Genomic DNA, 12,095 nt, shown 5'->3' on the forward strand with positions numbered 1-12,095 from the left:
TTAAATTTTTCGATTTACGATAATTTACAGGGCATACCGTTAACTTAGCCGCATAAAATTCTGTTATGACCAGTCCGAATAGATTACGCATGTTAGATCGCATCGATTTAGCAATTTTAGACGCTCTGCAAAAAAATGGCAGAATATCGAACGTAAACCTCGCAAAACAGGTAAATCTGAGCCCAAGCCCGTGTCTAGATCGTGTAAAACGTTTAGAGCAAGAAGGCTACATCGAAGGCTATTACGCAAAGCTTAGCGAAGCAAAACTTAACCAGAGCTTGTTAGCACATGTACAGGTCTCGTTGGTGACCTCGAATACATCGGTATTTAAAGTGTTTCGCGAATATATATTGAATATTCCGCAAGTGGTTGAATGCGACATGGTCGCTGGTGGCTATGACTACCTATTAAAAGTACGGGTCTCAGATATGGATGAGTATCGCCAAGTACTGGGTGATTTAGTAGATATTCCCGGAGTGGGTACGCATCACACCTATATGGTGATCGAAAAAATAAAACAGGACACAGGCCTTAGATTCGATATTTAACGTAAGGAAACCGAGTGGTTTCCTATCTTTCTGTCGCACTGAACGAACGGCGCTACATTTTATACAACTAACCTAATTGATATTAATTTTTGATAGTTTTGCTTTGAGTGTTGCCAGCATCGAATCGACAGAACTGTCTTCCTGATTAAGCCCTTCCATGAGCGTCATAAAATAAATGTCAATAATGATATCTGCATCTAAAGCGGTTGCTTCATTGTCATTGATCAGGCGCTTTTTGAATGCTTTAAGCTGCGGTTCAAGCTCGTTCTGTTGCCACATAATTTCTTTAAATAACTCTCGGCTAAACTCCTTTTTTGCAAGGTAAAACTCATAAAGAAAACAAGCGTAATGGTACATTCTATCTGTCGCTGTAGTACTCGAATCTGAGTGTTTAGCGCGGCTTAGAATGTCTTCTAGTTCACTCTCAAAACTGTATTTAAGAATCTCAACTTTAGTCGCAAAGTGACTAAATACTGTGCCATTGGCGACATTAGCTGCTCTTGCAATATCTCGTGTGCTGGTCTGGTGGTAGCCGAGCTCTGAAAAAAGCTGCCATGAGGCTGTAAGTATCTGTTGTTTTGTTTGCTCTTTTTTGGTCACTGAACACTCCAATTTTTATGCTATTTAACCAGAAATTAAAAAAAACTCAATCAAAGGTGTTGTAAATTGAGCGTGCTCAATATTAAAATGAGCGCGCTCAATTAAATGGATGGTTGCACTATGAATAAATTAAAACGCTTAATTGGTTATGTATTATTCGTACCTGGTATTTGCTTTTATAGCTTTATCTTAGGCCCTCTGCTTATTGCAGTGCTATTGCCTGGAGGCTTGATATTGTTATTGCTTATCTTAGGTTACAAAGAGGGGTTTTTAGTGTTAAAGCAAGAAGTGTTTAATACTCTTAGACAAAAATGCTCTTGAGTAAAAAGTGGATAAGTTTAAAAAATAAACCCTGCAAAATGCAGGGTTTATTTTTGTCAAAATGAGGAGGAGGTTTATGCCCAGCCGTCGTAACGTTTACGACGAGATAACACCACGGTTAGGATAATACCAAGTAGTAAGCCGATGAACGCAATTGCGCCGCCATAAGTTAATAACTGACGTTTCTCTTTGGCACTGGCTGTTTGCTTAGCGTTACGCTCAGACTCAATGGTACTTTTAAGTGCTTCAATTTGCTTGCTAAGCACTAGGTTTTGCTCTGTTAGTGATTTGTTCTGCTCTTGTAGTTGTGGTAGTTCAATTTCAGCTTGACGAAGCTGTTCTTGCATTACCGTCATGTCGTTATTCAGCGCTTGAAACTGTTGTTGAATACCTGCGTTTTCAGTAACAAATTTTGACTCTACCCAACCTTCACGATCTTTATCATCACGAATTTTAAAGTAGCCATTATCTTCACCCGACAATAACACTATTTGTGTACCTGCATCGACTGAACCTAAAATGCGGTAGTTTTTGCTTGGACCTGAGTGCATAAAGGTGTAAAGGTTATCGACTATGTAGGCGGTGTTTTGGCTGTCGCTGCTTGGTGCTTCTTCTGCGTAGCTAATAAAAGAGGTGGCCGCAAGGAGCAACCCAAAAATACACTGTTTTAACATCAATCTACCTTGTTAATGTGATCTTGCCTATAAGTGGCTAAATTTATAATTTCTTTATGTATAGAGATAGTAGGGATTTCAACTATTAATAGCAAGGCTGATATTGTAATCCGTGCGTGGGCTTAACCGCAAAAAACAGGAAAAAATTTGCATTAACAGTCTGCTTTGTTTATTTTGATCACTTATTTATTTTAAATGTACTCCGCAAAGCGAATGGATACTGAGATAGAACTGAAGTTTTTGGTGTCAGATGCCGTTGTTCCACTGATCCCCGCATTAATTACCCAATTTGCAAAAACCGTTACCAATAAACCGTCACGCAACTTACAAAATGCTTATTACGATACGCCAAGCCGAGAATTACGTGCTTTAGATATTGGCCTTCGTACTCGCTGTTGTGATGGTGAGTGTGAGCAAACCATCAAGCTTGCTGGCGAAGTGGTTGGTGGCTTACATCAGCGCCCTGAATACAATTTGCCACTGTCAGGTAATCGCCCTGATTTACTTGCATTTGATGCTGCTATTTGGCCGCATGGTATGCAAGTGCCTGCCATCGCAGAAAACCTATACCCAATTTTTAGCACTAACTTTATACGCCGTACTTGGTTACTCGAAACCGAAAATGGCGCAAAAATTGAAGTGGTATTAGATAAAGGTGAAGTGGCGGCATCGGGCCAAGTTGAGCCAATCTCTGAACTTGAAATCGAACTGATTGAAGGTAGTCGCAATGAGTTGTTTGCTTTGGCAGATAAACTGGTAAGTGAAAGCCATGTTCGCTTAGGGCTTTATTCTAAAGCTGCTCGAGGTTATCGTCTTGCAGATGACAAACCATTAAAAGCAAGCAAATCAATTGGCTTTGTGCCACTAAAACGTGGTGCAACCCAAGAACAAGCCTTAGTAGAAAGCATTAACTACGCGATTCGCTTTGTACAAAAACATGAAGCCTGCTACTTCATAAAACCAAGCTTAAAAACCCTTAAGCGTGTCACCGACGGTATTCGTTTAATTCGCCATACATTTTGGCTGTTTGACGATATTGTTAGTAAAGACGATACCGACTCATTACGTACAGAATTAAAGTGGTTATTAAGCGAATTAGCATGGGTTGAAAATGCTATTCAGCTAAAAACCTACACATCTAAGCGCCACGCGTACTACAAAAAAATCAACAGTGCGCCTGAGCTCACTCAAGTTATTAATGACTTAAAAGAGTTGCAGCCAAGCATTGAAGATATCGAAAAACTTTTCCATAGCACCCGATACAATCGCTTATTATTACAGTTAACAACCTGGTTGATTGAAAAACAATGGCGTAAGTCATGGGGGCAAACTGAGTTTCAAGCTGCTGAAAAACCTGTTGCCGATATTGCTAAGCGTTTATTTGCTAAAGATTGGCACGATATGCACGAACTTATTCCTGAGCAGCAAGTGTTTACAGATAAAGACTATTTGGCACTGCGCACCCGCCTTGAAAACTCATTACTCAGCGGCAACTGCTTAGGCGCTTTGTTCGATAAAGAAGATCGAAACGAGTTTCGTATGCCGTGGGTTGATATCTCTCATGGTATTTATGAGTTAAGCACCCTTGAGTACTTAAAGCAGTTATGTGCAGGGCAAGACGACTTAGAGCTAACAAAAATTCAATCATGGCTTGATCAAAAGTCAGAGTTTTTGGTCAGTGCAATGGAGCAAAGTCGCCACGCGTCATTTAATACAGACCCTTATTGGTTTTAAATAAATGCGCTTGTGCCTATGGGTAGGGTTAGCATGTTTGAGTCTCTCGGCAGTGGCTAACCCTATTGAATGGCAAACCTACAAACAGCAAGACGATATAAAGGTTAGCTATAAAAAGCACGAAACTGGCATTATAGAAATTAATGCTTCTGTGCTGGTAAAAAATGCTAAGGCCAGTGACTTTATGGCGCTGTTAAGTGATACCGACAACGCGCCCAATTGGCTCGAAAATGTTAAAAGCGTGACTTTAATGGAGCGCTTAAGCCCCTCAGAAACCCTTGTTTACACTCACTTTAACTCGCCTTGGCCGGTGTTAGATCGCGATTTGGTGAGTTACTCTTGTTATCATGCCTTAGGTGAACATAAAACAGAGCTAAAAATTATCAGTCAGCCATACGCTAAAGCAGAAGTCTCTGGGGTTGTGCGTATTAAAGAGCTCAGGGCTTATTGGCGTTTAGAAGAGCAGCAAAGTAATTTATTGGTAAGCCATCAGGCCTATGCTGATCCGGGTGGCTCAATCCCGCATTGGTTGAGCAATAAGGTATCGCTAAAGAGCGTTTATAAAACGCTACAAGCACTGACAGAGCAATTAACCAATAATCAGTTCTCGCGAGATAACTTAATAAGTCAGTTAGGTTCGTGTTCATAAAAAAAGCGCCAAAAGGCGCTTTTTTCATTTTATCTAACCTATTACAGGCCAGCAGCTGCGCGAAGTGCGTCTGCTTTGTCTGTACGCTCCCAAGGGAACTCATCACGACCGAAGTGACCATAAGCCGCAGTCGGTTGATAGATAGGACGCTCAAGATCAAGCATTTGGATTAAGCCGTAAGGACGTAGGTCGAAGTGCTCACGTACTAATTCGATTAGACGCGCTTCTTCTAATTTACCTGTACCAAATGTCTCGATGCTGATAGATGTTGGCTCTGCAACACCGATAGCGTAAGAAACTTGTAGCTCACATTTGTCAGCAAGGCCTGCAGCAACCACGTTTTTAGCAACGTAACGAGCAGCATATGCCGCTGAACGGTCAACTTTTGATGGATCTTTACCTGAGAAAGCACCACCACCGTGACGAGCCATACCACCGTATGTATCAACGATGATTTTACGACCTGTAAGACCACAGTCACCCATTGGGCCACCGATTACGAAACGGCCAGTTGGGTTGATGAAGAACTTAGTTGCGCTAGAGATAAGCTCAGCTGGAAGAACTGGCTTAATGATCGTTTCCATTACCGCTTCAACTAAGTCGTTTTGTGAGATTGAATCACAGTGTTGAGTTGAAAGAACAACTGCATCAATACCAACAGGCTTACCATTTTCGTATGCAAACGTTACTTGAGATTTTGCATCTGGGCGTAACCAGTTAAGCTCACCGCTTTTGCGAACTTCAGCTTGGCGCTGAACTAGACGGTGTGAGTAAGTGATTGGTGCAGGCATTAAAACGTCAGTTTCATTACATGCGTAACCGAACATTAGACCTTGGTCACCAGCGCCTTGCTCTTCAGGGCGAGCACGGTCAACACCTTGGTTGATGTCTGGAGATTGTTTACCGATAGTGTTTAGGATTGCACAAGAGTCAGCATCGAAACCCATGTCTGAGTGTGTGTAACCGATTTCACGTACTGTTTTACGTGTGATTTCTTCGATATCAACCCAAGCGCTAGTTGTGATTTCACCACCAACCATCACCATGCCAGTTTTAACGTAAGTCTCACATGCAACACGGGCATGAGAATCTTGCTCTAAGATAGCATCTAGAACCGCGTCAGAGATTTGGTCCGCGATTTTATCCGGATGACCTTCAGAAACAGATTCAGAAGTAAATAAATGTTTTGCCATTGTATTTCTGCTCACAAATATTGCGCTTCACAAACGTCGGTAATAGCGCTAAAAAATTAAGGGGCGTATTTTATCTAAAACAAATATGTTTGCATAGTAATTTTACGCCTAGACGTCCATTTAAAATTAGTAATAACGTATTGTTCTTAACAAACGCCCATAAATGGTGCATTTAATGCGGATTTTTAATTGCACTGTACCCTTACAATAAGTAAGAATGGGGCTTCATAAACAACCAGCGCAAATACATAAAGGTAGGAGAATTCATGCCATCACGCAAAGAACTTGCAAATGCTATTCGCGTCTTATCAATGGACGCAGTACAACAGGCCAAATCTGGTCACCCTGGCGCCCCTATGGGCATGGCAGATATCGCAGAAGTACTATGGCGCGATTATCTAAAGCACAATCCAACGAATCCAGAGTGGGCAGACCGAGATCGATTTATTCTTTCGAATGGCCACGGTTCAATGCTGATCTATTCTCTACTGCACTTAAGTGGCTATGACTTACCACTAGAGGAAATTAAAAACTTCCGTCAAATGCACTCAAAAACACCGGGTCACCCAGAGTATGGATATGCACCAGGTATTGAGACTACTACGGGTCCATTAGGTCAAGGGATCACAAATGCAGTGGGCATGGCAATTGCCGAAAAAGCGCTAGCTGCACAGTTTAACCGTGAAGGCCACGATATTGTTGATCACTTCACGTATGCATTCATGGGTGATGGCTGCTTAATGGAAGGTATTTCACACGAAGCCTGTTCATTAGCCGGTACATTAGGCCTAGGTAAACTAGTTGCGTTTTGGGATGACAACGGCATCTCAATTGATGGTGAAGTAGAAGGTTGGTTCAGCGATGACACACCAGCGCGCTTCAAAGCATACGGCTGGCACGTAGTTAGCGATGTTGATGGTCATAACCCTGATGCAATTCGCGCCGCTATCGAAGAAGCGCGTAGCATTACTGATAAGCCATCATTAATCTGTTGTAAAACAGTGATTGGTTATGGTTCACCTAATAAATCAGGTAGCCATGATTGTCACGGTGCACCACTAGGTGAAGACGAAATTAAAGCATCTCGTGAATTCCTTGGTTGGACTGGCGATGCATTCGAAATCCCTGCTGATATCTATAGCGAGTGGGATGGTAAAGAAAAAGGTAAGCAACTAGAAGCAAGCTGGGACGAAAAATTTGCAGCTTATGAAAGTGCATACCCTGAACTTGCTGCTGAGTTTAAGCGCCGTACAAACGGTGAGCTACCGGCAGATTGGGCTGAAAAGTCACAAGCTTACATCGAAGAGCTACAAGCAAACCCTGCAAACCCTGCAACACGTAAAGCATCACAAAATGCATTAAACGCGTTTGGTCCGTTACTACCAGAATTCATGGGTGGCTCTGCTGACCTTGCTGGTTCTAACTTAACACTTTGGGATGGCTCAAAAGGCCTAGAAGCAAACGATGCAAGCGGTAACTACATTTTCTACGGCGTACGTGAATTTGGTATGTCAGCGATTATGAATGGTATTGCACTGCATAAAGGCTTTATTCCTTACGGTGCTACATTCTTAATGTTCATGGAATACGCACGTAACGCAGTACGTATGGCGGCACTAATGAAACAACCAAGTATCTTCGTATACACGCACGATTCAATTGGTTTAGGTGAAGATGGTCCAACGCACCAACCGGTAGAGCAGATCGCAAGCATGCGTTTAACGCCTAACCTAGTGAACTGGCGTCCATGTGACCAAGTTGAGTCAGCGATTGCATGGCAACAAGCTATTGAGCGTAAAGATGGCCCAACGTCACTCATTTTCACTCGTCAAGGCCTTGAGCAACAAACGCGTACTGCACAACAGTTAGCCGATGTGAAAAAAGGTGGTTACGTACTTAGCTGTGACGGTGAGCCAGAGCTTATCCTTATTGCAACAGGTTCTGAAGTACAGCTTGCACAAGATGCCGCTGCAGAACTTCGTTCACAAGGTAAAAAAGTACGCGTGGTATCTATGCCTTCAACTGATTTATTTGATGAGCAAGACGCCGCGTATAAAGAAAGCGTACTACCAGCAAGCGTTACACGCCGCGTAGCAATCGAAGCGGGCATCGCAGACTACTGGTACAAATACGTAAGTCTAAATGGTGCAGTAGTTGGTATGACGACATTCGGTGAGTCAGCACCTGCAGGCGAGCTATTCAAGCACTTTGGTTTCACTGTTGAAAACATCGTAAACAAAGCAAACGCTTTGTTCTAAGCTTAAGCCGCTAAAATTTAAAAGCCCGCCCTGTATAGCACAGCGCGGGCTTTTTTGTGTTTGACTGGTAGGTTGGGTAGAACGGAGTGAAACCCAACACATTTGCTAGCACATAAACCTTACTCCTCGTGGCGTGCTCAAGTACGATCTTCAATTATCACATCATGCAAATTGTTAAGCTTTCCCTATGTATTATAAGGGATTGGTTAATAGTGGCTTTCTGCTATATTATCGTCCAGTCAAAGTAATATTTAAGGAATGAAAATGAAATGGTTGTATATGCTGGCTTTACTGTTAGCTAGTTTTAATAGCTTTGCTTTATGTTTTGATATGTCGTTTTTTCGAGTGGGTGTTTGTGGAGACGATCTTGAAAGTATTAGTATCGATTTACCATTTATTTTATGGGTGCTTGCGGTTGTTTTATTTGGGCAGTTATTAGTAAAAAGCAAGGTTAATGCTTACTTACTATCTTTACTTTTTTATTCTCTCTCTACCACTTAGCCCAATTGTTCTTTTAGTGACTCACAGCTTTAAGTTAATTAGTAGAAATTATAAAAAAGTATTGAGAAAAAGTGAGCAAGAAGATACTCAAGAAGTAGAGGAAAAAAGCTTTTCTCTTTCAGACCAAAGCACTTTGATGATCGGTGAATATACATTTAATTACGAAGAAAAAAGCATTTCAAAAGATGAGCAAGTAACTTATTTAGAACCAAAAATGATGCAAGTACTTAGCTATTTAATAGAGCAACAACCTAGAGTCGTCAGCTTAGAAGAGCTACACAGCAATGTTTGGCAAAATCAAATAGTCACCGACACTGCTATTCGCCGAGTAATTAGTAAGTTGCGAAATGCCTTTTCAGATACTGATACAAAAAACCCTAAATATATAAAGTCCCAGATGAAAAGAGGGTATCAATTCATAGCTGAAGTTTTTAGCTAACTTATTGATTTATTGGTGTTATTGTTGGTGTGATTATAGTTATAACTTTGGTTATAAGTAAGTGATGATTAAGTAATGGCTAAATTATGGTGTAATTTTCAGAGTCATTTAAATTGAAATGACAGAGGCAGTTGCTTGCTTCTTTTTACTTTTAATTTAATAAGGAAATGACCATGAAATACATCGTTACAGCCATCGCTTTAATATCTATGGCAGCACTTACTTTTTACGCACTAAATACTAGTCAGTGTATATCTTTCGATCTTTTATTAGTCGAAGTTGCTTTCGGAAGCTGCGAATTGAAGGCTGAAAATACGAGCTTGTTATCGTATCTTATTCTCGCTGGCTGGCTAATTTGTAATTTCTTATATGGTAAGTTTTACATTAATGGAACACCTCCAAGAGTATTAACTCCATTGTTGTTTATTGTTGGTCTACCTGGAACTTTCTTTGTTTTCTTACTTGTTCAGTTTATTAAAGATAATAAAAAGCCAGCTTAAATATAAGTATTAATTGAATTATCTTCAGTTGCTGCACGCTTAAAATTCGGGCAGGGTGGATTAGATTTAACAAAACAACAGGAGTGAGGATGTCTCAATTTGATAATGTAAGTGTGCTGAAAAAAGCCAATGTGTATTTTGACGGTAAAGTGTCTAGCCGGACTGTGGTATTTGCTGATGGCAGCACGAAGACGTTAGGCTTTATGCAACCGGGTGAGTTTGAGTTTGCTACGAGCAAAAAAGAGTTGATGGAGCTTAACGGTGGCAGTTGGCAAGTGCTATTACCCGGTGAGAGCGAATGGCAAACGATGCAAGCTGGAGAGTCTTTTACCGTTGATGCAAATGTTACCTTTCTAGTAAAGGTCAGCGAATTTGCTGATTATTGTTGTTCGTACAGTTAGTGAGCAGTTGTTAACCTCTCTGAAAAGCCCGTGTGATGCGGGCTTTTGCATATTTTATCCGAAACGCATGATCTAAATCATCTGTGGTTACAATCAATTACTAATTATCTGCAATTTTCGCTTGTGTTAATTCAATTCGCCCCCAATACTAACTGTGAGGTAACAAGAAAAAAGGATACCCTATGAAGATTAATATTTCTGGTCATCATGTTGACGTTACTGAGGCTGTTAGAGCTCATATCAACGAGAAGTTCTCGAAAATTGCTAGCCATTTTCCATCATTAATATCACTCGATATTATTCTTTCAAAAGAACACAATAAGTATCAGGCTGAGATTAGTACAACCTATGAAGGCGCACGTTTATCAGTAAAAGCTGAAGATGATGTGATGTACCCAGCTATCGCAGGTGCTGCAAAAAAACTCGATGCATCACTGAAACATCGTAAAGGGCAAATGAAAGCCAAGCTACACGAAAAGCCGGTCAGTACAACTCCGGAAATTGCCCACGAAATCATTCAGGAAATGAACCTGAGCTAATTACAGAGCACTAGCCTAAGCGGCTAGACTTAAAACTAAATCTGAAAAAGCCAACCGTTGCGAAACGCTTGGCTTTTTTGGTTTTAATATTTAACTATCAGCTATCAGTCGTTAGAAGTCAGATTTTAAAAACAACGGCTTGACACAAGTGGTTGGCAGTCTAGTGTTGCTAACTTGCTAACTTGCTAACTTGCTAACTTGCTAACTTGCTAACTTGCTAACTTGCTAACTTGCTAACTTGCTAACTTGCTAACTTGCTAACTTGCTAACTTGCTCAGCTTCCAATCTCACCTAAAACGCTGTAAGTTGCTTGTTACTAAGAATAAAACACACACAACTTATGCAATCAGCAGTATCAAATTGGCAGTCTAAATTAAATGCTTTAGGGCCGGGGATTTTAATGGCCACAGCCGCCATTGGTGGTTCACATTTAGTGGCGTCAACACAGGCTGGGTCGTTATTTGGCTGGCAGCTATTTTGGCTAATCATTGTAGTAAACGTATTGAAGTATCCATTCTTTCGATTCGGTATGGAGTACACCCTTGCGACCAAACAAAGTTTAGTTGAGGGCTACAAGCAAAAAGGACCTGGGTATTTCTATAGCTTTATTGCGCTTAATATTGTCGCCGCCGTAGTAAATACTGCGGGAGTTTTATTATTAACGGCCAGCCTACTGCACTATGCATTACCTGTCACTGTTTCTGTAACCTTATTATGCTGGCTGATTTTAGCTGTGTGTTTGCTTATTTTGTTGTTAGGGCATTTTAAAGCGCTCGATAATGTCTCAAAGCTCATTATGGGGCTGTTAACGGTTACAACTGTGGCTGCGTTGGTAGTGGCAATTAATAATGGTGCTATGGCGCCAGTTGACTATGTGGGGCCGTCGCCGTACGAACTTGCTATGCTCGGCTTTATGGTCGCTCTCATGGGCTGGATGCCTGCGCCTATCGAAATATCAGCAATTAGCTCACTGTGGCTAAAAGAAAAGCAGCACCAACAACCAGTGACAAAACAACAAGGCTTGTTTGATTTTAATTTGGGCTACTGGCTTACCGCAGCACTTGCGTTAGTGTTTTTCTCATTAGGCGTATTAGTGCAATATGGCCAAGCACAAGCTGTGCAATTAGGTGGAGTCGCCTTTGCAAAGCAGCTAATTGATATGTATGCCCTTACTATGGGCGAGTGGGCAAGGCCACTGGTTTCAGGTATCGCTTTTTTATGTATGTTTGGCACCACGCTTACGGTACTTGACGGCTACGCCAGAACATTAAATGAGTCACATAAACTGCTACCGATTAAACAATCTAAGCACAGTTTAAATATGTGGTTATTACTACAAGCATTTGCAGGTATGGCAGTGATTTTATTCTTTAAATCAGCCCTTGGCCCAATGCTTACTTTTGCCATGACCCTCGCTTTTGTAACCACTCCTGTATTTGCATGGCTGAACTTTAGTTTAGTGCGCTCAGAACCCAGCATTCATCACTCACCTTTATTACGCACCCTAAGCTGGCTAGGCTTAGTTTATTTAGTGGGCTTTGCGCTAGTGTTTTTGGTTTGGAAGGTAATGTAGATTACTTGGCATTTAACTATGCGTAAGGAATATTGTGGTTTAAGGCTACAAAACTATAAAGTTCAAGGTTTGACTACTCAATAATAAAATAGCTTGAGAATTAGGTGTTTCTTATGTGTTGCCAAAAGTGGTACTTTTTGGTTAACATATGTTTCGATTTGTAAC

The 12,095-nt window shown here is 41.1% G+C and carries 14 protein-coding genes; 11 read left to right on the forward strand and 3 right to left on the reverse strand.

Translation table 11 applies throughout. The features are described 5' to 3' along the window. Positions 1-65: 65 nt before the first annotated feature. Complete coding sequence (locus tag L1266_RS05595; protein WP_054551119.1) at positions 66-548, forward strand: winged helix-turn-helix transcriptional regulator; 483 nt, start codon at positions 66-68, stop codon at positions 546-548. A 72-nt stretch (positions 549-620) separates the two neighbouring features. On the opposite strand, the gene L1266_RS05600 is transcribed toward L1266_RS05595, so the two are convergent. Continuing rightward, positions 621-1,148 (reverse strand): TetR/AcrR family transcriptional regulator, encoded by a 528-nt coding sequence (locus tag L1266_RS05600; RefSeq protein ID WP_054551120.1) that lies wholly within the window; start codon positions 1,146-1,148, stop codon positions 621-623. A 120-nt stretch (positions 1,149-1,268) separates the two neighbouring features. On the opposite strand from L1266_RS05600, the gene L1266_RS05605 reads away from it, so the two are divergent. Continuing rightward, positions 1,269-1,469, forward strand: a complete 201-nt coding sequence (locus L1266_RS05605) for a hypothetical protein (RefSeq protein ID WP_054551121.1) — start codon at positions 1,269-1,271, stop codon at positions 1,467-1,469. 74 nt (positions 1,470-1,543) lie between these two features. Here the strand turns inward: L1266_RS05605 and L1266_RS05610 are convergent, their stop codons facing one another. Then, the gene (locus tag L1266_RS05610; protein WP_235377058.1) at positions 1,544-2,143 is read right to left on the reverse strand and encodes a TIGR04211 family SH3 domain-containing protein; all 600 of its coding nucleotides are present in this window, start codon (positions 2,141-2,143) and stop codon (positions 1,544-1,546) included. 213 nt (positions 2,144-2,356) lie between these two features. Between L1266_RS05610 and L1266_RS05615 the strand changes: the two genes are divergently transcribed. Both L1266_RS05615 and L1266_RS05620 read left to right on the forward strand, forming a co-directional pair. Further along, entirely contained in the window at positions 2,357-3,877 is a 1,521-nt protein-coding gene (locus L1266_RS05615) for a CYTH and CHAD domain-containing protein (RefSeq protein ID WP_054551123.1), read from the forward strand. A gap of 37 nt (positions 3,878-3,914) precedes the next feature. After that, complete coding sequence (locus L1266_RS05620) at positions 3,915-4,526, forward strand: START domain-containing protein (RefSeq protein WP_171041494.1); 612 nt, start codon at positions 3,915-3,917, stop codon at positions 4,524-4,526. Between the two features lie 41 nt (positions 4,527-4,567). On the opposite strand, the gene metK is transcribed toward L1266_RS05620, so the two are convergent. Next, positions 4,568-5,719 (reverse strand): methionine adenosyltransferase, encoded by a 1,152-nt coding sequence (metK, locus tag L1266_RS05625; protein WP_054551125.1) that lies wholly within the window; start codon positions 5,717-5,719, stop codon positions 4,568-4,570. A 266-nt stretch (positions 5,720-5,985) separates the two neighbouring features. On the opposite strand from metK, the gene tkt reads away from it, so the two are divergent. The 7 genes from tkt (at position 5,986) to L1266_RS05660 (ending at position 11,930) form a co-directional block, all read left to right on the forward strand. Beyond that, positions 5,986-7,977: a transketolase gene (gene tkt, locus L1266_RS05630; RefSeq protein WP_235377059.1), complete on the forward strand. Its 1,992-nt coding sequence runs from the start codon at positions 5,986-5,988 to the stop codon at positions 7,975-7,977. Between the two features lie 264 nt (positions 7,978-8,241). Next, positions 8,242-8,478, forward strand: a complete 237-nt coding sequence (locus L1266_RS05635) for a hypothetical protein (RefSeq protein WP_235377060.1) — start codon at positions 8,242-8,244, stop codon at positions 8,476-8,478. Further along, a complete protein-coding gene (locus L1266_RS05640; RefSeq protein WP_235377061.1) occupies positions 8,432-8,917 on the forward strand; it encodes a winged helix-turn-helix domain-containing protein in 486 nt (161 codons plus the stop codon). The genes L1266_RS05635 and L1266_RS05640 overlap by 47 nt, the downstream gene beginning before the upstream one ends. A 173-nt stretch (positions 8,918-9,090) precedes the next feature. Beyond that, on the forward strand, positions 9,091-9,417 hold the full coding sequence (locus L1266_RS05645) for a hypothetical protein (protein ID WP_235377062.1): 327 nt from the start codon (positions 9,091-9,093) through the stop codon (positions 9,415-9,417). Between the two features lie 89 nt (positions 9,418-9,506). After that, positions 9,507-9,818, forward strand: a complete 312-nt coding sequence (ppnP, locus tag L1266_RS05650; protein ID WP_054551131.1) for a pyrimidine/purine nucleoside phosphorylase — start codon at positions 9,507-9,509, stop codon at positions 9,816-9,818. 182 nt (positions 9,819-10,000) lie between these two features. Then, positions 10,001-10,357: a ribosome hibernation-promoting factor, HPF/YfiA family gene (gene hpf, locus L1266_RS05655; RefSeq protein ID WP_054551132.1), complete on the forward strand. Its 357-nt coding sequence runs from the start codon at positions 10,001-10,003 to the stop codon at positions 10,355-10,357. A 340-nt stretch (positions 10,358-10,697) separates the two neighbouring features. After that, positions 10,698-11,930 carry an NRAMP family divalent metal transporter gene (locus tag L1266_RS05660; RefSeq protein ID WP_235377063.1) on the forward strand — a complete coding sequence of 411 codons (1,233 nt, stop codon included), beginning with the start codon at positions 10,698-10,700 and terminating at the stop codon, positions 11,928-11,930. Positions 11,931-12,095: the final 165 nt, after the last annotated feature.

It is taken from the genome of Pseudoalteromonas sp. Cn5-37 (genome assembly GCF_021532495.1).
Lineage (GTDB): Bacteria > Pseudomonadota > Gammaproteobacteria > Enterobacterales > Alteromonadaceae > Pseudoalteromonas > Pseudoalteromonas simplex.

What these genes read in the sequence shown, in the direction of transcription:
- metK (WP_054551125.1), bottom strand. Translation starts at nt 5,719, where the DNA reads ATGGCAAAACATTTATTTACTTCTGAATCTGTTTCTGAAGGTCATCCG.
- L1266_RS05640 (WP_235377061.1), top strand. Translation starts at nt 8,432, where the DNA reads ATGCTTACTTACTATCTTTACTTTTTTATTCTCTCTCTACCACTTAGC.
- L1266_RS05595 (WP_054551119.1), top strand. Translation starts at nt 66, where the DNA reads ATGACCAGTCCGAATAGATTACGCATGTTAGATCGCATCGATTTAGCA.
- ppnP (WP_054551131.1), top strand. Translation starts at nt 9,507, where the DNA reads ATGTCTCAATTTGATAATGTAAGTGTGCTGAAAAAAGCCAATGTGTAT.
- L1266_RS05615 (WP_054551123.1), top strand. Translation starts at nt 2,357, where the DNA reads ATGGATACTGAGATAGAACTGAAGTTTTTGGTGTCAGATGCCGTTGTT.
- L1266_RS05610 (WP_235377058.1), bottom strand. Translation starts at nt 2,143, where the DNA reads ATGTTAAAACAGTGTATTTTTGGGTTGCTCCTTGCGGCCACCTCTTTT.
- L1266_RS05660 (WP_235377063.1), top strand. Translation starts at nt 10,698, where the DNA reads ATGCAATCAGCAGTATCAAATTGGCAGTCTAAATTAAATGCTTTAGGG.
- tkt (WP_235377059.1), top strand. Translation starts at nt 5,986, where the DNA reads ATGCCATCACGCAAAGAACTTGCAAATGCTATTCGCGTCTTATCAATG.
- L1266_RS05605 (WP_054551121.1), top strand. Translation starts at nt 1,269, where the DNA reads ATGAATAAATTAAAACGCTTAATTGGTTATGTATTATTCGTACCTGGT.
- L1266_RS05635 (WP_235377060.1), top strand. Translation starts at nt 8,242, where the DNA reads ATGAAATGGTTGTATATGCTGGCTTTACTGTTAGCTAGTTTTAATAGC.
- hpf (WP_054551132.1), top strand. Translation starts at nt 10,001, where the DNA reads ATGAAGATTAATATTTCTGGTCATCATGTTGACGTTACTGAGGCTGTT.
- L1266_RS05645 (WP_235377062.1), top strand. Translation starts at nt 9,091, where the DNA reads ATGAAATACATCGTTACAGCCATCGCTTTAATATCTATGGCAGCACTT.